This window comes from Pedobacter terrae, from assembly GCF_036946585.1.
In the GTDB taxonomy this organism is placed as follows: domain Bacteria; phylum Bacteroidota; class Bacteroidia; order Sphingobacteriales; family Sphingobacteriaceae; genus Pedobacter; species Pedobacter terrae_C.
This window is the reverse complement of the sequence record NZ_JAQIIV010000005.1, coordinates 335,537-355,541: the sequence shown is the minus strand read 5'-3', so window position 1 is coordinate 355,541 and position 20,005 is coordinate 335,537. Positions and strand designations below refer to the sequence as shown.

At 37.9% G+C, this 20,005-nt stretch carries 21 protein-coding genes; 6 read left to right on the top strand and 15 right to left on the bottom strand.

Going from position 1 to position 20,005, the window contains the following annotated elements:
- The first annotated feature begins 7 nt into the window (after window positions 1–7).
- Genes PGN18_RS10590 through PGN18_RS10580 form a run of 3 tightly spaced genes read left to right on the top strand, consistent with a single transcriptional unit; the run spans window position 8 to window position 1,950 of the window.
- A complete protein-coding gene (locus PGN18_RS10590) occupies window positions 8–574 on the top strand; it encodes a TerD family protein (protein ID WP_335319463.1) in 567 nt (188 codons plus the stop codon).
- A complete protein-coding gene (locus PGN18_RS10585; RefSeq protein ID WP_335319462.1) occupies window positions 575–1,228 on the top strand; it encodes a TerD family protein in 654 nt (217 codons plus the stop codon).
- 11 nt (window positions 1,229–1,239) lie between these two features.
- A complete protein-coding gene (locus tag PGN18_RS10580) occupies window positions 1,240–1,950 on the top strand; it encodes an OmpA family protein (protein ID WP_335319461.1) in 711 nt (236 codons plus the stop codon).
- A 1,202-nt stretch (window positions 1,951–3,152) separates the two neighbouring features.
- Here PGN18_RS10580 and PGN18_RS10575 read toward each other — a convergent pair.
- From PGN18_RS10575 to PGN18_RS10525, 11 genes are all read right to left on the bottom strand, one after another.
- Complete coding sequence (locus PGN18_RS10575; protein WP_335319460.1) at window positions 3,153–3,677, bottom strand: thermonuclease family protein; 525 nt, start codon at window positions 3,675–3,677, stop codon at window positions 3,153–3,155.
- Window positions 3,659–3,868 (bottom strand): hypothetical protein, encoded by a 210-nt coding sequence (locus tag PGN18_RS10570; RefSeq protein ID WP_335319459.1) that lies wholly within the window; start codon window positions 3,866–3,868, stop codon window positions 3,659–3,661. The genes PGN18_RS10575 and PGN18_RS10570 overlap by 19 nt, the downstream gene beginning before the upstream one ends.
- Window positions 3,869–3,950: 82 nt before the next feature.
- Window positions 3,951–4,793: a hypothetical protein gene (locus PGN18_RS10565; protein WP_335319458.1), complete on the bottom strand. Its 843-nt coding sequence runs from the start codon at window positions 4,791–4,793 to the stop codon at window positions 3,951–3,953.
- A 9-nt stretch (window positions 4,794–4,802) separates the two neighbouring features.
- Window positions 4,803–6,131 (bottom strand): hypothetical protein, encoded by a 1,329-nt coding sequence (locus tag PGN18_RS10560; RefSeq protein ID WP_335319457.1) that lies wholly within the window; start codon window positions 6,129–6,131, stop codon window positions 4,803–4,805.
- A gap of 26 nt (window positions 6,132–6,157) precedes the next feature.
- A complete protein-coding gene (locus PGN18_RS10555; protein WP_335319456.1) occupies window positions 6,158–6,541 on the bottom strand; it encodes a DUF6804 family protein in 384 nt (127 codons plus the stop codon).
- 33 nt (window positions 6,542–6,574) lie between these two features.
- A complete protein-coding gene (locus PGN18_RS10550) occupies window positions 6,575–6,955 on the bottom strand; it encodes a DUF6232 family protein (protein ID WP_335319455.1) in 381 nt (126 codons plus the stop codon).
- Window positions 6,956–7,125: 170 nt separating this feature from the next.
- A complete protein-coding gene (locus PGN18_RS10545) occupies window positions 7,126–7,464 on the bottom strand; it encodes a hypothetical protein (protein ID WP_335319454.1) in 339 nt (112 codons plus the stop codon).
- A 241-nt stretch (window positions 7,465–7,705) separates the two neighbouring features.
- Window positions 7,706–8,770, bottom strand: a complete 1,065-nt coding sequence (locus tag PGN18_RS10540; protein WP_335319453.1) for a type I restriction endonuclease — start codon at window positions 8,768–8,770, stop codon at window positions 7,706–7,708.
- Between the two features lie 104 nt (window positions 8,771–8,874).
- Window positions 8,875–9,540: a response regulator gene (locus PGN18_RS10535; RefSeq protein WP_335319452.1), complete on the bottom strand. Its 666-nt coding sequence runs from the start codon at window positions 9,538–9,540 to the stop codon at window positions 8,875–8,877.
- Window positions 9,541–9,551: 11 nt separating this feature from the next.
- Window positions 9,552–11,219, bottom strand: coding sequence for an ATP-binding protein (locus tag PGN18_RS10530; protein ID WP_335319451.1), 1,668 nt, complete (start codon window positions 11,217–11,219; stop codon window positions 9,552–9,554).
- Between the two features lie 111 nt (window positions 11,220–11,330).
- The gene (locus PGN18_RS10525; RefSeq protein ID WP_335319450.1) at window positions 11,331–11,543 is read right to left on the bottom strand and encodes a hypothetical protein; all 213 of its coding nucleotides are present in this window, start codon (window positions 11,541–11,543) and stop codon (window positions 11,331–11,333) included.
- Between the two features lie 367 nt (window positions 11,544–11,910).
- Between PGN18_RS10525 and PGN18_RS10520 the strand changes: the two genes are divergently transcribed.
- Complete coding sequence (locus tag PGN18_RS10520) at window positions 11,911–13,128, top strand: hypothetical protein (protein WP_335319449.1); 1,218 nt, start codon at window positions 11,911–11,913, stop codon at window positions 13,126–13,128.
- Between the two features lie 86 nt (window positions 13,129–13,214).
- Here the strand turns inward: PGN18_RS10520 and PGN18_RS10515 are convergent, their stop codons facing one another.
- The 3 genes from PGN18_RS10515 to PGN18_RS10505 all read right to left on the bottom strand — a co-directional run bounded on the left by PGN18_RS10515 (window position 13,215) and on the right by PGN18_RS10505 (window position 17,342).
- On the bottom strand, window positions 13,215–13,766 hold the full coding sequence (locus tag PGN18_RS10515; RefSeq protein WP_335319448.1) for a hypothetical protein: 552 nt from the start codon (window positions 13,764–13,766) through the stop codon (window positions 13,215–13,217).
- 380 nt (window positions 13,767–14,146) lie between these two features.
- The gene (locus tag PGN18_RS10510) at window positions 14,147–15,127 is read right to left on the bottom strand and encodes a hypothetical protein (protein ID WP_335319447.1); all 981 of its coding nucleotides are present in this window, start codon (window positions 15,125–15,127) and stop codon (window positions 14,147–14,149) included.
- Between the two features lie 10 nt (window positions 15,128–15,137).
- Window positions 15,138–17,342, bottom strand: coding sequence for a peptidase domain-containing ABC transporter (locus PGN18_RS10505; RefSeq protein ID WP_335319446.1), 2,205 nt, complete (start codon window positions 17,340–17,342; stop codon window positions 15,138–15,140).
- A 114-nt stretch (window positions 17,343–17,456) separates the two neighbouring features.
- On the opposite strand from PGN18_RS10505, the gene PGN18_RS10500 reads away from it, so the two are divergent.
- Window positions 17,457–18,572 (top strand): sensor histidine kinase, encoded by a 1,116-nt coding sequence (locus tag PGN18_RS10500; RefSeq protein WP_335319445.1) that lies wholly within the window; start codon window positions 17,457–17,459, stop codon window positions 18,570–18,572.
- 32 nt (window positions 18,573–18,604) lie between these two features.
- Window positions 18,605–19,315 carry a LytR/AlgR family response regulator transcription factor gene (locus tag PGN18_RS10495; protein ID WP_335319444.1) on the top strand — a complete coding sequence of 237 codons (711 nt, stop codon included), beginning with the start codon at window positions 18,605–18,607 and terminating at the stop codon, window positions 19,313–19,315.
- Here the strand turns inward: PGN18_RS10495 and PGN18_RS10490 are convergent.
- Complete coding sequence (locus PGN18_RS10490) at window positions 19,312–20,004, bottom strand: hypothetical protein (protein ID WP_335319443.1); 693 nt, start codon at window positions 20,002–20,004, stop codon at window positions 19,312–19,314. The two genes, PGN18_RS10495 and PGN18_RS10490, sit on opposite strands and share 4 nt — an antisense overlap.
- Window position 20,005 lies beyond the last annotated feature (1 nt).

Here is a 20,005-nt window from a genome sequence, read left to right as displayed (position 1 = left end):
TAACAGAATGGCTATACAAATAGAAAAAAGAAAACCCGTTTCCCTGACCGGGGAAAAACCTGGCTTGAAACACATTATTGCCGGACTTGGCTGGGATACTGCTGTTATAAATGGACACCGGGTAGATCTAGACCTCTCCGTATTTATGCTGGGTGAAAATGGAAAACTCCTTGCTGATGAATACTTTGTTTTTTATAACAACAATACCAGTCCTGATGGCTCTACTCATTACCCGGGTGATAGCAGGGGCGGCGAAGGCGATGGAGACGATGAGGTAATCCACATCGATTTATCAAAAATAGATCCGAAAGTAGAATTCCTTTATTTTGCCGTAACCATTGATCAAAGTGAAGAAAGGGGCCACCATTTTGGCCACGTTCAAAACTCCTACATTAATATCAGGAACCATGCCGATCAATCGGTTTTATGCCAGTACCTGCTTAAAGACGAATTTACAAATGAAGATTCCCTCATGATTGCGTCCATTTCCAGAAACGGGGGAACATGGAATGTAGAGGCCCTTGGACAGGCCTTTTCAGGCGGTTTAAATACACTAATAGCATTATACCAATAGATGAGCAGTTTTAATTTAAATAAGGGGGACAGGTTTTCTCTGTCCAAGGCAGCGCCCGGACTCTCCTTGGTAAAAATAGGAATGGGCTGGAATCCTAACGAAGAACCGGGCGGTCCTGAGTTTGATCTCGATGTTTCAGCATTTTCGATTGGAAACGATTTTAAGATCCCCTCTGATTCATACTTTACCTTTTACGGGCAAATCCGAATGGGTAATAAAATTGAGGATAAATTAGAAAAAGGCCTCTTTAGACCGTTTACGGAAGACGGTGCAATTATCGGTGCCATTGATGATCCTGACGGGAGCAGAAGTGATGGCGATGATGATGAAGATATGTTTATCGATTTATCCAAAGTTAGCTATAAGGTGGAGCAGATTATTATATGCTGTACGATCTGTAAATACCCGAACGACAATAAAAAAGACCGGAGGACATTAGACCTCAATTTTGGAAAGGTAAACGACTGTTACATCAGGATTGTGGATGAAAGCAATGGTTCTGAAATATTGCGTTACGACCTTAAAGACCAATATACAAATGAAGATGCCGTAGAATTTGGGCGATTGTTTCGTGTTGGCGAAAGCTGGGAGTTTGAAGCGATGGGCAGGGCGCATACGGGCAGTTTGCAAACTTTGGTAGATATGTACACTTAGAAAATAAAATTATGGCATTCGATTTAAATAAAAACGATGGTATTAAAACAGCGCCATCCAAATTTGATCTTTCAAAAGGAGAGATTGAAAAACCTGCCGGCAGATCGCGAGGCTGGTTAATCGGTTTATTTGGGATACTGGTTGGTGGCGCCGGCATCTGGTATTACGCGGCAGGCAAAACAGATCCTGCAGCAAAGGCATCTACATCAAACGTTTCTTCCGATCCTGCTTCCGTTGTTGTACCTGCGGAACCAGCAAAAGAAAAAGTTAGTGGTATGGATACAATGGCTCTAGCACAGGTAAAATCACCTATAATAAAAGAAGATTCGATCAGCAAAACTGGCCCGAATCCAGCATTTGCTAAATTAGCAATTAAAGCACTCAAAGCTTTAAACCATACGGTGCCGGTAACATTTGTTCAGGGTTCATCATCTTTCGCCAGCACCAACAACTCTATAATCAAACGCATAATTGCTTATTTGATCAAAAACCCTGAGGCATCCATCCATCTTGATGGTTACGCCAGCAGCGATGGTCCGATAGCCCTAAACGAGCAGATATCGCAGGCAAGGGCCGATGCCTTTAAAAATCATTTAATGGCATTAAATATCGAAGCAAACAGGATAACCGCTACAGGAAAAGGCATCGAAAATCCGATTGCTTCAAACCATACTGCTAGTGGAAGAAAAAAGAACAGGCGTGTTGAAATTACATTGCTATAAACCTAAATTCGATTAATATTTATTCTTAAGGACTAATGAGTCTAGCGCGATCGTCATGCTGAATTTATTTTACAAGTTGTGCTAGTATTTTTAATTGCCTTGTAGCTACTGCGTGGTCAGCATCTTTCCTCCTAGATAGACCCTGAAATAAATTCAGGGTGACGACCATGAACTAAAAATATCTTCAAGAGACTGTTTAAGACTATATCAATTATCGGAATCAGGTTATTAGTTAATCATTTAAAAAAATCTTGTGGCAAAAAGAAAGACCAGAAAAACAAAACAAAGGGGTTTTAAAGAAACCTTAATCCTGTTGGGGATGCTTTTTAGCGGCATCCTCTTTATCATCAAAGTCATTTTTGGGCACATAGGCTGGTTAGCAATTTTTGCGCCTGTCATTTTCGTATTTCTTATCCTTTTTCTCCTTTCGGTATTAAAAACTGCAGTGCGGAAAATGTAGCTAAAAAAACAAAAATTTAATAAACCCTGCTCCAACCGCATCATAGCCGCTCGCAGCAGAATTTATTATTTAAGCCCCTGGTATGGTAAAATTATACAGGTATTAGGCTGTTTGATAGCATGTTATTTCTCGTTTATCCGCAAAAACCCATCCTACACCAGCTACCGGCTTTAGTGATGCATTATTGCGGACTTAACCTACCTAAAAAAAGTTATAGATATACCTTAGCCAAAATATACCTTTAACTTAATTTATGAGAACTGCGCACATGGTAGCAGACAGCTGGCGCCGGGCACAACCCTATCGCCGACATAAAAAGACCCCGGCGTTACCTTTTGTTTACCTAAAAGGTAACGCCGGGGTAAACAAAAGGTAAAGAAAGGGTAAACAAGGGGTCAGCTTGTCTCGAACAAGAGGTAAACAAAGGGTAAAGGATGGGTAACTAAATGCACCCTTCTGGCTTTTTAAATATGAAGCCAATTGGCCTTCCAGATAAAAACGGTCGCTACCCAGCAGTTTTATGGGGTTTAACGATCGCCTTTTACCTTACATGGTAGGTGCTTTCGCTTATGTTAAGGTAATCTTTTAGCTACTGGCGGGCGAGCTGTTCTTTCGGGCCGCCGAATAGATGGTAATGGTAATGGCGGTCTTTATACAATATGCTATAAATATTGTACAAAATTTTCACAAGCGCTCCATAGTCTTTGAGGTATAACGGTTAAAACGTGTAGCATGAGAAATGTTACTTCGCCAAAACATGCTTCATCCACCGCCATTCCCATGGAGCAATTGCAGTGCTATCTTGCCATAAACCTACTTTATGTTTCCTCGCGGTAAGTTCCAGCTGCGCATAAAGCGGATCGCTGGAGTATTTTTTAAAATGCCAGGCCATGCCCTGTTTAATCATTTCCTGATTGATCACCTGTTTTTTATTGTTAATCACTATGGCGATTAATCTCTTGTAGCGGTCGTATTTTTGGCCCCCAATGGTTACCATTTGCCCAAAGCATAAATGGGACAGGGCTTGTTTGGCTTTGGTGCCAAAAGGCTGGTGACCACGTTTCTCGGGGCAATCGATATGCGCCAAACGGATTGTAACAGGATGATCCTGATACAATACTTCCATGGTATCGCCATCTAAAATCCGGATAACCCTGGCCGTAAAAACCAGATTATTATCATTGATGCCTTTATTTCTGGCTGGCCGGATGAAGCAGGACTGAAGCGTGAGCAACAACAGCAGTACGCTTACTTTTCCCAGCCGCATAATGTTTTGCCGTCTTTTTTGGCTTTTTCGATATCTACCTTTACAATTTTGTAAGTACAATTATTTAAACCGCGACAATTTGAGCTATTGTGGTATTTTTTAGCACCAGGACTGTTGCAGGTGTATACGGTTGTACTTTCTTTGCAGGTGATGTTAGCGAAGAAGAAGATGAGTAGGGAGAGTGTTTTCATTCTATCGGGATTAATTTTAAGGAAGTTGGGAGGAGTTAATTATCTGTTGATAAATGAATTATTAAATATAGAAATTATTAATCTATGGCTTTCCGTTAATGAAATTAGTGATTACTGGCTCCAATGCAGACGGCAAATCATTTGTCAGTAGTTCAAATTTCTTCACTCTCATCGCTTTAAACCAATCGCCCCAGTATTGTTTGATCACATCTTCTTCGTATGGATTCTTAACCGATGGATTGATGCCCAATACCAAAATTTCGAGTTCTTTTAAGTTGTAGGGGAAGGCAATAAAACCAAGGTTGTTTTGCTTCATAATCTTTTGATAATTTGCAGTGACCAGTTTTTTAGTGCTGAGATAGTCTGCAGTGATATAAGAACTTTTTCCCCCTACCTGCATTATACTGGTCTTATGGTACATGTAACCATCGGTGAGTATCACCAAAATGTTCCGATGGGCTGGCTTGATACAATATAGCTGCACATTGCTTTTAAAAAATCTCCAGATATCAGAGCCTACGTAGTTGTGGTCCTTAATGGCAGACTGGTAAATTTTAGCAGGATTTTGGTTATAAACCCTATCTATGTTCAGGAAATCATTTTTACTCGTTTTTGGATTAAATTCAACCTTTAGCTGTTCGCTCAACTGATCAATATTTGGGATATTGGGCAAAGGATTGAAGAAAACCTGCATCTGGTCTTTTAACAGGAGTATCTTTTTCCCTTTTATTTGGTTAACAAATGCTTTTTGTACTGATTTGATATATTGCAGGTCGCGCTGGTAAATTCCGGGATTTTTTTTAGGATCGATGCGATCAGATAAATCGAGTAAAAAACTGATGTTGAGGTTTTGTGCTTTAACTCCTTCGGCGAAAGTACCGGTGATCAAAAAGATCAGCAAAAGGCTTTGTAATTTTCTTTTCATGCTGGCGGGTTATAAGGTAGTTGTGTAAACAGAATTTTGAGCATCTTCGCTGGCACCAACACTTTTAAGGTTTTCCTGATAGGTAGCCATACATTCGGTTTGGAGCACTGTTTTTTCGTGCTGAGAAATCCGGAGTTTTTCGTTAACGAAGGTAATCCAGCCCTGCATATATTCCGAAGCATATAATACGTATTCTTTAGTGGGTATAATTACAGCATCAATAAGGTTTTGTAATGTTTTAACCCGCTCTTGCGCAGCAATCGAATCTGCTTTGATTTTATTCAGTTCGTCTACCAACTTTTCTTTGTGTGCTTCGATGTCGGTGATTCTGTCGTGATGGATCTGAATATCTTTTTTTCTCCGCAGCTGTTCGTGTTTCACTTTGTCTTTCTCCCGATGTTCTTTCATGATAAAATCGAACACCACTCCCCAGATGAGGTACACCACAAAACCGGCAAAGATGATTCCCCAGAACTGGATTTTGCCGAAAGCTATTGGGATGTTAAATTCAGGCGTATTAAATGTTTTGGTCAGCTCATAAATTTTTTCTTCAATCTGATAAGCAAGAATAGCATCAAATACAAAAGTGGTGAGTAAAAGCAGTCCAATTTTAACATAATTCCCGATACTTTTAACCTCTCCGAACATGTGGATTAAATAACCCAGTCCTAAAAATACAAAAGGGATAAAGGTGACAAAAGCACCTTCGAGCGATCCATCATGCCAGGCCTTTTCAAATGCTTTCGAATCAAGCACATTCATGATGATGGTGCTATTCGCATCAAAGGGTTTAAAAAAGGCAGAATAAGAGGTAGAAATATAAAAGGTAAATAAATATAGGCTTAAAGGCATCAGGATGATTAAACCGATCCAGAACTTGCTTGAAGCGCCTTTTGAAGCACTGACATGATATTTTTCGGGGTTCCGGGGCAGATCGTTGATTTCAAATTTTAATTCTTCAATATTGTCTTTTACCGCCCTGATATCGGCTTCTGATTTGTTGATTTGTTGTTCTTTACTTTCTTTGCTGACGACGAGTGTTTTTATTTCAGTTTCTTTGGTTTTCTGCTCGTTGATATAGGGTTCTTTCGCCAGCTGCTGCTTTTCTATCAGTTCCTTTTCTTCGTTTTGAAACCTGGCATAAATGGCATTCAAACATATTGAAAGTGCCAATGGGCTACCGCTGTTCCTCGATCCGTCCCTAAAGCCCGCTTCATGGTAAGTTCTTTTTCTTACCTCCTCTGTCTCTTCGGTATCAGGCGCCTTGATCTCCACATTTTCATCCTGACTCGGATCGGCTGTTTTTAAGTTAAAAAAATTCTCTATTTGGGAAATCATAACATTAAGTTTTTAAGTTTGATTGATTATTTTATTTCTCTTTTTGCCGAAACTACCCGGTCTCTGGCGTAGGTTTTTTGAACGGGTAAAATTTCAGTGGCTTTTTCTTCTTGTTTTGGAGGTTCACTTTTCTTATAAAAAGCAATGATTAAAAACAACAATCCGGTAATGATATCAAGAGGAATCCAGATGCTTTTGCGGTGCAGGTAAATGGGAGAAATGGGGTTAAAAAGGAAGAGTATCAGCGCAAAGACAATTGCCAGGTAATAGTTTTTTTGTTTGACCCAGTGGTAAATGAGCAGCACGGCCCCCAGCGAAACTATTGTTCTCAAAAAGGTATAATATTCAATGGGCAATTTCAATATTGCGACAAAGCAGCAGATTGAGCAAATGATCAGGAATGGTTTCATAGGAAAAATTACACTCAATAGTTAGCCACATTTTTAACCCCTGTACACAATTGCATCATTCAGTGCACTTACGATATTCTGAATGTATAACCTATCTTTTGAAACAATACTATTAACTTCTCCAGAATTTGTGCTGATTCTGACAGAGAATTCATTTTTAGTAAATGCTAAAATGAAAATACCTAAAGTCAAAAGAATTAGACCTAGTACTCTTGAGGCATCTGAAAAAAGCATCAGAACACCGATGATAATCATAGTAATAGGTAGTGTTTTGCTTTTTATGATCTCAAAAATATGAACAGAGGAAATGTTCCGCATTGCATAAGTTTTTGAATTAGTTACAAACCTTGATTGTGTAACAGTTACATTTCCATCTTGATAAAATGTGAATTCGTTTTGTAATGGTGCTTCCATGTTTAAGTTATTAGATTTTTTTAAGTTTATACTTCAAAAGTATAGAAGCCCAAGCCTCAAACCTTACGGGAAACCGTAACACTAAAAAATATTTCCTTAGAAATAACCATTGTAAATGGTTTATTTTCAATGTCTTAAATTTGTCAGAATCTTCAATGAGAGAAAACCTGTCATTCTTTTATCGGTTTGGTATAATCTTCTGATTTTTCTTTTTTCCACCAGCTGTTATCGAGGCGTTTAACAGACATAAATGTTCGGGTAAGGCCAGGTTTCATGGCTGCGGTGTCGAGGTGCCTGGGCCATACGTGGATAATGGTATCGGTTCCAATAACGACCCACCAAAAGGTTTTGCCATAACGTTTTGTGGTATATACCTCGCTAATGGTTCCTTTTATTTGTTTTTGGTTAAAACCAGGTTCCATTAACTGATAAGTAATTACTTTTTGTTTTTGCGCCTGGGCGGTGCCTATTGCGAATATTAATAATAGCACCATGATCAATTTTTTCATTGTGCTAAGTTATTCAGGCTAAAAATGGATTCTTTACGGCTAACCCCAGCGAGGGTTATTTAAATTAAAAGATGTAACGCATTAGCTATACTTGATCATTCATACTCTTCATAAAGATCCTTCAACTCTGTTCAGGATGACAAATAGAAAAGGATTTTATGCGTTTAAAAATGAGGGATTGTCCTGACTGCTCCCAACAATCCATGGAGCAATCCCTGCATTTTGAGTATGGAGCAGCTAATTAATAATTTTCTAAAGTTTGATGCAATTGAGTCCTGTAATCATAAAGTTCATCGAGATTAAACAACTGCTTTTTCTCACCCGCATCTTTGCCTTTCTCAAAAGTCTCGATGTACTTGTTAACCGTATTAAAATGAAGCCTGCAGATGGGCTTCCGGTTATTATCATCTAACAAAACGCCAAAGTAAGATTGGGTATCACGGGCAGCTATGCGCGCTGATGGAATTTTTTCGCGTAAAATGGCCTTTACAATCTGGAAGGCCTCCAGTTCTTCTTCGGTAGTGACAATTTTTGAATTATCAGTATCTTCAATTATCGGAATTACTTTATCTTCTTCCTTTTTCTCTATTTTCTCATTGATGTGCAGTGCCGATTTTAAGCGGTCGCTGATGGATTCATTAATGGAGACGGCGAGTGCTTTTTTAGTATATTCTTTAAAGGCAATCATCCGGTTAGCGGTTAATGGTTTGTTGAAAAACCTGTTCACCAATAGTTTTACCATTTCATCGGAAGGGCTGTCTATTTCTTTTTCAAATTCCTTTCTAATGGCTTTGATGTATTTTAAACCTTCGGCCGAGTCGAGGATTGTTTCTAAATTATATTCGTTTTTGGTAAAACTCTCCAGGATTTTAATGGCGTTATCTTTAAGGTCTTCAATATCGATGGTGAGGAAAGGCTTCTCATCCATAATATTTGGTTTTTCAAGGTCGGCGTAAAAATTATAAACCGTGCCGTTGGTTAATACACCAAACCGTGCTTTGGAAACATGGTAGTAGCGGTGCAGCTGAGAATTGTGTGCATCAGCATTTTCTTTCCAATGTTTGCATTCGAAAATGAGGATGGGCTCGTTGTTTTTACGGATCACATAATCTACCTTTTCCCCTTTTTTTGTTCCGATATCGCAAATATGCTCCGGTATCACTTCTGTAGGGTTAAAAATATCGTAACCCAGGATTTGAATAAATGGCATTACAAATGCATTTTTCGTAGCCTCTTCGGTATTGATCTGATCTTTTAATCCGACCACCCGCTGGTGAAGTTGTTCTAACTTTAATTTAAGATCCATTTGTCTGTTTTGATTTTTGGTTCAATCAAAAGTAGTACAGAAGGTCAGGTGTTTATTACGGGAAACCGTAGGCATTTAGCTAAAAAGTGAGAACAGATAAAGCGTCAAATGATCTTATTGGCAATACAATGTGCAATCAATTGTCCGTTATTTAAAATATTCAAAGAAGTTTTAATGTGATTGATCCTTTTCTCAATACTGCTTAGACTATGTGGTTCCAGTTTTTTCTGTTTCAAAAGATCAGGCATCTCCTTTTGTGTTCTGCCTTCCAATAGTAATAACACAATAGCCTTATCATATTCAGTAAAAATGTGTGAGCTAACCTGTTTTTGCCGCAGATTGGGAGAATGGTATTTTTTATTTTTATAAATGCTTTCCATAGCCAGTTTCAAATCCTTTGCATCATGACGCGCTTTTGGAACGAAGGCGTCAATATTTAATTCCTGAAAAAGTGCATTCGCGATTGATGCCCGGTTTTCGATAGAAAAGACTAATACTTTAATATCAGGCTGTACTGCCCGTATAGCTGTAATTAATTCACGGCCATCAACTATTTTCTGTTGAGTATATTCCTCATCAAAAGATAAATCAGTAATAATCAATTCGTAGGGATCAAGTTCCTGCAATGCTTTTTTTATTCTGGTTAAAGCATCATCACAATAAAATACATAATCCTGGTTGTTGATGGTGATGTTTAAATCAGTAAGCGCATTGCGAAGAGAGAGGCTAACAATTTCATGATCTTCGGCTATTAATACCTTTTTGAACATAGATATATATTTTATATTGGAAACGAGAGTTTAATTTCAAGTCCTGCATCAGGCTTGGTGTCAAAAGTAATGCTACCTGAAATATTTTCTATACGGTTTTCCGTATTGGTTAAACCGTTCTTTTTAAGAGCCCCCTGCATACCCTTTCCATTATCAAAATACATAATTGATATTACGCTGTTTTTTTGGGCAAATTCAATACTTACATAATCTGCACCACTGTGTTTGGACATATTGGTCATCAGGTTTTGCAGAATATAATAAACCTCATACTTGGTACTTTCCTCAACCTTCTCCCAAAGTTTTTCATCACTTCCCTTTACTACTACTTCAATCTTGTCTGACGAATAAGCATATAACATTTTATTAACATCTCTAAAGAAACTTTCCTTAATGTTAATGTTCGTATTTTGGTATAAAATATTTCTTGATATGTTATAGACAATTTCAAGTTGATCTGCAACCTCAATTCTGTCCATTTGCGGATCATTTTCAACTTCAGTCATCATCTGGTATATCTTGTTAGCAACCTCATCATGAACCTTCTTAACATATTTGAGTTCAGTCTTTTTGACCTCTAATTCTTTTTCCTTTCTTAATTCATTCCGCCTTTTCCGATAAAATATAAAACCAAGTATCAGGCAGGTTAAAAGCGCCGAAATACCTATATTTCTTAGGATAATGTCTTTATTTTTTCGTAGATTTTCAGCTTGAGATTTAAGATAGTCTGCTTTGCTTTTTTCGGTTTCATAGCGGATCAGGGCAAATTGGTTTTTGGCGGCGCTACGCGCGGTTTGCAGACTGTCATTTAATTTTTCATAGATACTAAAAAAACCTTTAGTTTCTTTAGCAGGACTTAGTTTTATAAGCATTTGTAATGCACTTAACTGATCATCAGGGCTTTCTATTACCTGCGCAGTATGATACATTTTGATTGCATAGAAGAGCGCTGAATCTAGATCACTTTTTACATAGAAATCTGCAAGGTTGGCATAACTTGAATTTAAGCCCCATTTGTCATTTTCTTTCTTTCTAATTTGTAGTGCTCTTAATAATTCTGGTGCAGCATTATATTTTTCATCCTGTTCCCATTTTGAAGATGCCATATTGGTTAATGTCATCGCGTAGTTTCTGGGGCTGATGATTTTCTTCTGTAAAATCTGCTCATAAATGGCTTGTGATTTTGAATATTCTTTTTGGTTGCTATATGCATTTGCTAGATTATTCCTTGTTGTTAACACGCTAAGGCTATCCTGTGCATACTTTAATGATTGATTATAAAAGATTATGGCCTGTTTATAATCTTTTAAAAGAGAGGATGCCAAGGCAAGTTCATGATAATTAGATTCCAGATACACAAACTGCTTTTTTTCATTTAAGTTAAAATAAGCCAATGCTTCAAGTGAGATTTCCTGTCCACCAAAATAATCTCCCTTATCAATAGAAATCATAGCCATGTTGATCAAACATTTTGCGATTCCTAAGCTATCTTTTTGCTGCGAAAAAAGATCTTTGGCTTTGTTAAAATATCGAAATGCACTATCTGGGATCTTTTTTTCTAGGAACTCAAATGCCTGATCATAATAGGGATTGATAACAACTTTCTCTTTCTTCGCCTTATTTTGTGAACATGAAAAGAGAAATAATAATAAGAGAGAAGTTAAGTAGTAAGTTTTCAAAGTTTTTGGTTTTATCCTAAATTAGGAAATAATCATGATTATCTCTCTATTAAATCTTCTAAAGTGCTTAAACAAAAAAGGCGACAATAATGTCGCCCTTTTTGAATGCTATTAATCATTGATTTTTGGAGGAGGAAGGTGTCCGTTATCTCCACCATGATCACCAGTACCATCATTACCAGGATCTGTCGACGGTGGGTCTCCCGGATTACTAGGGGTACTATTATTAGTTGTTACTGTACCACCGTTGTGGCCGCAATTGTTATTTGTAGTTGTAGGCGTTGCCAAGCCAAGTAATATGGCAATAAAAAGAGGTAAAAACATCTTGTCAAAAATTTAAAAGTTGATGTACTAGCAGTTCCCCACGCCCCGTGCGTGGGGGATGCTGCGAATGGTCATCAGAAGGCCTTCTGAAATTTTTGGGAAGTGTTTGAGTGTCTGTCGCGGGAGTTAATAACTGCTTCCCAAACCGGCTATTGACTACCGCGATTTCTACTCGTTTTTATTAATCAGTTTTTTATTTAGCTTTGATAATGAATCGCCGCCTGTGCCGATCAACGATACAAATATGGGGGCTTCAAATTGCTAGTTATCAAAAGATTCCGTTCGTTCCTGTCATTCCGTTAGAATTCCGGTTAACCGTAAAAATTCCGGAAATTCCGTCTTATTTTTACGACTAAATTTTTAAAAAATGCCCGAAGAATATAGAAAAGTTGTACTGGATGCCTATCAAAAGAAAAAGATAGAAGGCAGTCTTTCGTCAAATTTATTGGATCCAACTCCTGGAAATGTACGGGAAGAATGTTTAATCATTTATCGAGAAAGAGAACGTAATGCTAAAGATGACGAGATCTTCAAACAATTTTTCAAAGGAGTAGATAAGGAAAAGGGATATCTTACTGTTCTTGAGAATTCTTTAGCAGAAAAATTTAAACAAATGCCAAAAATTTTAAAAGGAGGTGTGCCGAATTATGGGGTTAGGTATGCTGAGCTTTTGGCATGGTTAATAGATTTTCAACCTAGACCAAGTACATCTTATTACACAAGTTTTTATAAAGATAAGACATCAGATATAGTAAAAGTTGTCGATACACCTGATGTTGAAATTGATGAAACACTTACCGAGATAACAGGTGGAAACAATGATAGTAGTCAGAATCCTGAAAATGAAAAAATAAATAAAGGCGAGGTAGAAAATAAACAGACCGGCATAATTGAAAAAGTAAAGGAACCCATAGTTGAAACGACTGGTATAGGAGTTTCCAGTCAACTTATTGATATAGAAGGGCAAGAAGAAAAGAAAACTAAAGTAGATCCCCTTGAAACAAAATATGTCCGTATCTTCTCTCCTAATTACATCACTATCTCCTGCATCCTTTTACTCTTTATTGGTACTGCATCTTTTGCTTATTGGGAACTTAGGACAAAAATCAGGAGGCCAGAACCAGATGAAAAATTTATGTACTGGGATGAAGATCACTATGAACCTATTAAGGACGGAAAACAAAATGTTGGTGCATCAATAATTCCGTTAAACGTTCAAACCTTAACGCGTCAAAGAAAAATAAATTTACCTGATACGCTGACAAAATATTCGATTGGCAAAGTATGGTATAAAGGACATGGAAAGGATCATGAGTTTTTTACTGATAGCGGTGCTTATCCTCAAGATTTACAAAGAGTATTAAAACCACTTACCAGTACGATTTTAACCAGGTACACATCTAATTACAGGTATATACTTACCCGGCTGGTATGGTTTATATGTGCTGCTTTTTTTATAAGCCTGTGTGGTTATGGAGCAAGTAAGCTGGAGAAAAAAGTTAAACCCTTTGTGAAAGAACCAGATACTGAGGAAGAAGAAACAACAGCGCTTCTTGGCAATGAGTTGCAGGCTACTGGTGCGTAGCGTGAGCCGAAGTTGGCCGGGAGGTTTTGGAAGTTGATAATGGTTTAATTCAAATATTCAAACCTGAATTAAACCATATATGAGTTTTATTTTCCCCAGTTTACCTGGATATTGTGTTCCCGAGCATAGGTTTTACCTTTTTCCATTAAGGCATTAAAGTTTTGCTCAAAACGTGCTCCATATTTTTCATCGATATTTTTAATCATTTCATCTTTGGCTGCCCGACTGCCTTTACTGTCGCAGAGTTTGGCGTAAGCCAGGTATTCATTTTTATAAACAGGAATAACCAGTTCATATAACTGCTGGGAGAGGCCTTTAATTTCTTTTTCTTCTTCTCCTGAGTCTGAAAGTTTTTTCACTTTTTCGAGCGATTGTTCGAGGTATAATATTTTGTTATTGAGGCTAACTGCTGCTTCGTCGCCTTTCTTTTTACTGGATGGGATATCGGGATATTCTTTCGTTTCATCTTCAATATGACGGGCCAGATCGGCACTGGCAAAATCGTTAATCATATTGGTGTTAAGGATGGCGATGTCGAAGAAACGTTCAGGGGTTTCGGAGCAGGCCGAGCAGAAAAGGGTAAACGGGATTAAAATTGCGGCCAATGGCTTTAGGGATAGTGCTGGTAATTTGTTCATGATCTAAATGGTTTCCTTACTAAATTTAAGCCTCGGTAGGAGCAAAGATTGAGCCGTTTTTGGGTTTGGAGTGGGTTAGCTGTCCTCAAACAATTATCCAGTTAATCTAAAACAATCGCAGGTAAGGTAATAGGTGAATAAGAAAGCTGAAGATGCTTTTCATCCGGGCAGGGATTTGAAATGGATATTGCAGGAATAATTTAACGGTATAATTTTAGCAAAATGCATTTCCAATAACAGGTACCTGCAAACCCATTTGACTTGGTTGCTGTACGCTGCTATTTTTATAACATTATGTGGCTTTGGTGCAAGCAGATTAAAGGACGATGTTAAACAGCCGCCTTTGGAAAAACCAGAGATTTAAAAAGAAACATTAAATTTTATACAGCAACAAGCTGTAAATTGTTAAGGTATAGGTAGACACTTTCCTGCATCTTTTTGAAATCTTCACATTCGTATTTTTCCAATACCTGGATACTTTGTAGCAGCAGGTTCTCCTTTAATTTATGATAATCAGGCGAAATTTCTTCGTCTTTTAAAAAGATACTGATGTTGTTTAAAAAAGCCTCTGGTCCTTCCTTAAAATAAGAGGCTTTTACATACATCCAGTTATATAGAATGCTGCGGTTATAGGTATCGGCCTCCATGGTTTCCAATAATTCCTTAAAAAAGAAATCGTAATAAAATAAATCATCAAATGATTTTTCTTGATTTGAACTGTTTAAAATAGCCAATTGTAGAAATACTGAATCAAGGGTGTTTTCCATCATTTGCCTTATCTGCGTAAATTTTTGATGGTTCCAGTCTTTTACATATAATCCATCGGTATTACCGCCAATGATAAAACGAAATATGGAGCGTATCAAAGTAAAACCTTCAAGATGTTTTTTACTGCTAAACAAAATGCGGGAAACATTCTGCAATTGTTCTATACGCCTAAACTGCAATACCTCGTAACCTTCAGCCTCTAGTTTGGCACTTAAAGATAAACCGGAAACTAATAAATCAATCCCTTGATTAAACTGCCCGGCTTTATAATGGTAATTGGCCCACGCTGATAGTTTAAAAAGCCTGATTAAAGATTTTGGTTCATCTTCAAAGTTTTCGAAAGCGGTATCACCATGGTGTAATACAGTAAGTGCTTCGTTAATTTTATTTTTTCTGCACAGCACCACGGCATTAAAATAGGTGTCTGTTACTTCCGAAATGCGGTTATTCATTTCATCCCCCATTTTTTTTGCTGCTTCCGCATTTAAAAGAATACTGAACACACCCCGCTGTGGCTTGGCAAACTTATCGGCAGTTTTATAGTGGTCGCTTAACTTTAAAGTTTCGATAAATGAAGTTATTGCTGTTTTCATGGCTTATTGATTAATTTCCTAATTCAAGCTGATTTTTGATCAATTCGTAATAATAACCGCGCTTGGCCACCAAAACATTATGGTCGCCCTGCTCCACCACATTACCGTTATCCAGCACTAAAATGTTATCCGCATTTTTAACGGTACTTAAGCGGTGCGCCACAATGAGCACGGTTTTTCCTTCGAAAAATTGATAAAGACGTTCCATAATTGTCTTTTCGTTTGATGAATCCAGTGAACTGGTAGCCTCATCCAAAAAAATATATTCGGGATTTCTGTACACCATCCGGGCAATCAGTACCCTTTGCCTTTGTCCGCCACTTAAACCTTTTCCATCTTCCCCGATTTTGGTATAAATACCCAGTGGCTGACTTTTTATATACTGCTCTATATTGGCGATGTGGATGGCACGGTCCATTTCTGCCGGATCAGTAAATTCTTCATTCAGGGCAATGTTGTTGGCAATGGTATCGGAAAAGATAAAACCTTCCTGCATCACCACACCACAGTGCTGGCGCCAAAATTTCGGACTGATCATGCTGAAAGGCAGGTTATCTACATAAATTTCGCCCGATGTTGGTTCTGATATTCTTTGCAACAGTTTTAAAATGGTGGTTTTACCACTTCCGCTACTTCCCACTATGGCTGTGGTTTTACCACCCGGGATGGTAAAATCAAGGTTGTTTAAAACCGGCTTATTACCTGCTCCTGGATAAATAAAACTCATGTTTTTAATTTGTATGCTCCTTCCGGGAGGCATTTTATAGGTATAATTTTTAGTTGGTGATTCTTCATCTTCCAGATGCTGGATCTGCTCCAAACGATCCATACTGATTTGAGCATCCTGATAGGACTGTAAGAAAGATGCCAGCTGTACAATCGGGGCATTCATCTGCCCGATGATGAACTGGATAGCCATCATATCGCCCAGGCTTACCTGCTTATCGATTACCAGGCGGGTGGCCAAAAAGAGAATCAGGATATTTTTAGACTGATTGATAAAAGTAGCGCCTACCTGTTGGTACTGACTTAGCGAAAGTGTACTCACATTTAAACGGAAGAGCTTGGCCTGTATACCTTCCCACTCCCATATTTTTTTGGTGCCGCAGTCGTTTATTTTAATTTCGTGAATACCATTTACTACCTGTAGGGTTTTTGCCCTATTTTGGGCCTGCAGCTCGAAACGCTTGAAATCGAGTTTTTTCCTCTTCTCCATAAAAATGTAGATCCAGGCAAAATAAACGGCACTGCCAATAATAAATACCACACATATAGTGGGGTTGTAGATAAATAATACCACGCTAAAAACCAAAAAAGCTATCATCATAAACAACGTATTCAGCGTGCTGCCGGTTAGCAGAGATTCAATTCTCTTATGATCCTCGATGCGTTGTAAAATATCACTGTTTAATTTGGTGTCGAAAAAAGACAATGGAAGATTTAATAGTTTGTTCAAGAAGTTGGATAAAATAGACAGGTTAACCCTTGCTGTGATGTGGAGTAATATCCAGCCGCGCAACAGTTCTACTGAAGTTTGTCCAAGCGTCATTAATAACTGACCAAAAAGTAGAATATAGATAAAATGGACATCGTCTCCTTTTACCCCGACATCTACCAGGGCTTTTGTGAAAAAAGGAAATATGAGTTGTATTACAGCCCCTGCCAACAAACCGGCAGCCAGTTGTTTCAAAAGTTTTTTATAGTGAAAAACATGTTTAAGCAATACGCCCATACTGCCGCGCTTCTCGGTAATATCTTCTTCGGTGAGGTAAAAATCGGGCGTTGGGCTTAATAGTAAGGCTATACCTGCCGCTTTTTGGTTAATGGAAGTATATGCCCAATTATTAAGAAATTCATCATGTGTGTAGGCATGCAGGCCGCTGGCAGGATCGGAAATGTATACTTTCTTTTTGGTAATTTTATACACCACTACAAAATGGTTTTTACGCCAGTGGATAATGCAAGGGAGCTGTCCACGTTTTTCGAGCTTTTCAAAGGTAATGTTGCCACCAACAGATTGAATGCCTATTTTCTCGGCCGCTTTGCTGATCCCCAGAAGCGATACGCCCGTTTTACCGATCTGGCTCAGTGTGCGGATTTTTTGGATGGAGAAAAACTTGCCATAAAACTTGGTAATGATCTGTAGGCAGGTTGGGCCACAATCCATCACATCGTGTTGTTTATAATGCGGAAAATTTGCGAGCTGTAACTTCATTCTTGTAAATATTTAATTATAGGAAAGTCTAAAACCTTCTTATTTATCAAAAGAAAAAATATATATTTATCTCTCAAGTTTTTTTCGACGAAATCACTTTTAAATGCTACAAAATTGAATATTATACATTCTGCCAAAGGGAATTTCAAGCGGGTTCAAGAGTTAGAATGGGACATTAAATATACAACCCCCATCAGGATTGCTTTACATCTGCTCTTATGGGTTTTGCTCGCTTATATGTATTATCGGGGTTATAGTAAATTCGATAAAACCATGGGTTGGTTTTTGGTGGGCAAAGACCTTGTTGCGGTTATCAGTATTTTTTATGTAGGCTCGTATTTTATACTTGATAGGTATCTGTTTAAAGGGAAGTTTTTGGCTACCGTTTTACTTGTAGTGTTGAGCTACTTATGGTGGGCAACACTTACATTTTTGGTATGTTTATATTTAAAAGCAAACCTTTCTGCAGATTCAAAATTGACGCTGTATGCCGATTTTGTGGTTAAAAGCGGCTTTTTCGGGATTTTCTCGGTTAAAATGTTTCTTTTTTATTTTCTGGATTTTTTATACCTCCTTTTCCCGCCACTCAGTATTAAACTAATGAAATCAATCGTGGCGCAGAGTAACAAACGTATTGCCCTGGAGCGCGACAACCTGAACCTGGAAATCAATTTTTTAAAGGCACAGATCAATCCCCATTTTCTGTTTAATACGCTAAATAATATTTATCGTATGGTAAATAAGAAAGATGAGCAGACAGGACCAATGGTTCTTCATTTGGCGGGCTTAATGCGTTATACCCTTTATGAATCGAACGATCCTGTGGTATTATTATCGCGCGAAATTGAATTTATCAGGGATTACCTTGAGTTGGAAAGTATCAGATATGGAGATGAAGTAAAGATTGACCTGGACATTGATAAGCCTGAAAAACCGTTGCGCATTGTACCGCTAATTATATTCCCCTTTATAGAAAATGCTTTTAAGCACGGACCAGATGCCAGCATAGAATCAGCTTGGATACGCATCAAGATTAAGATTTTAGGGGAGCAGCTTTATTTTGAAGTGGCCAACAGTTGTACCCATAGGCTTGCAAAAACAAAATTTGGAGGACTAGGTATTGCCAATATTAAAAAAAGGCTCTTGATTCATTATCCGAACGAGCACGAATTGATTATTAAGAACGAATTAAACGAATATGCAGTAACATTAAAATTAAACCTTAAATAGCCAAACTTTTTCATCCCTATCCAAACAAATCTATGACGCTTAAATGCTTAATTATTGATGACGAGCCCCTTGCTCGTGAAACTCTGGAAGAGTATATATCAAAAATCCCGTTCCTTGAGCTTGCAGGTAGCTGCAAACACGTTTTTGAAGCGATAGAGCTACTACAACGAGAACAGATTGATGTACTTTTCTCTGATATCCATATGCCAGAGGTAAACGGAATTGAACTGATTAAAATGTTGCAGTACCGTCCCTATGTAATCTTTATTACAGCTTATGCCAATTATGCTGTAGAAGGTTTTGAACTCGATGCAGTTGACTATATTGTTAAACCCTTCTCTTTCGAACGTTTTTTTAAGGCGGTAAACAAGTGTTTAACCATGAGCCAGCAGAAAAACAATAAACCCAGCACCGATCAGTCTAAATACCTTTTTGTTAAAGATGGTCACAAACTGCACCGCGTACTTTTTGATGAAATCTGCTACATTGAGGCAATGAAGGATTATATTAAAGTGGTTTTAAAAGACCGAAGTATTATTACACACCTCACGATGAAACGGGTTGAAGACCAACTTCCGGAGAGTCAGTTTATCCGAATACAAAAATCGTATATCATCAACATCAACAGTTTAAAGTTTATTAGCGGTAACATGGCTGAACTGCATGATGTAAGTGATAAACTGCCCATTGGCAAGCAATATAAAGATCTGATTTTTGAACGCTTTGGCTTAAAGAACGATTAATACAGTATACGCGAAAGAATGGTTTTATTGTCTAGAATCAAAGTAAGCTGGGCATCCAGATTTAAAATAGCTACATAATTCTGATCAAGTAGACTTCCTGATGCAGGCACTATCGTTCCGGTAAAATTAAACATGTTATTGGCTTTTAAGGGGCCGAGGGTGGTGAGTTTGCCATATAATTCGAGGTCATCACCCAACTGATTATTGGGTATTATTTTAAAGACGGTGTTTTTTGAGTCATTTAACAAGCGGGCATATTCAGAACTGATTTGTCCCTTAAACTTAAAGCCTCCTTTGGATGGCACAAACATAGCCACAGTATCTTTTTTACCGGTTTCAGTTAAAGCAGCATCATCATAAAACAATTTGCCAGTAAAGGGAGCGGTGATGATTTGCTTACTCCCGCCACGATAGGCCAGTGCAATAACTTCCCCCTTTTTTGCTGTAGCTCCTGATGCTTTTAAAAACTGGTGAATATTTAAACTTTTTAAAAGTACAACCGCATTTTGCTCACGGTAAATCTTAACCATCACAGCCTTTTTATCAGGATAATGGGTAAATGCTGACAATGCCACCAACAATAACAAAAGTAAGAGCAGACTCCCGCCACCAGATTTAAGCAGCCATTTTGGAGGTTCACCCACAATTTCTTTAATTTCTGCACTGTAAACGTGTTCTATCTTATCCATA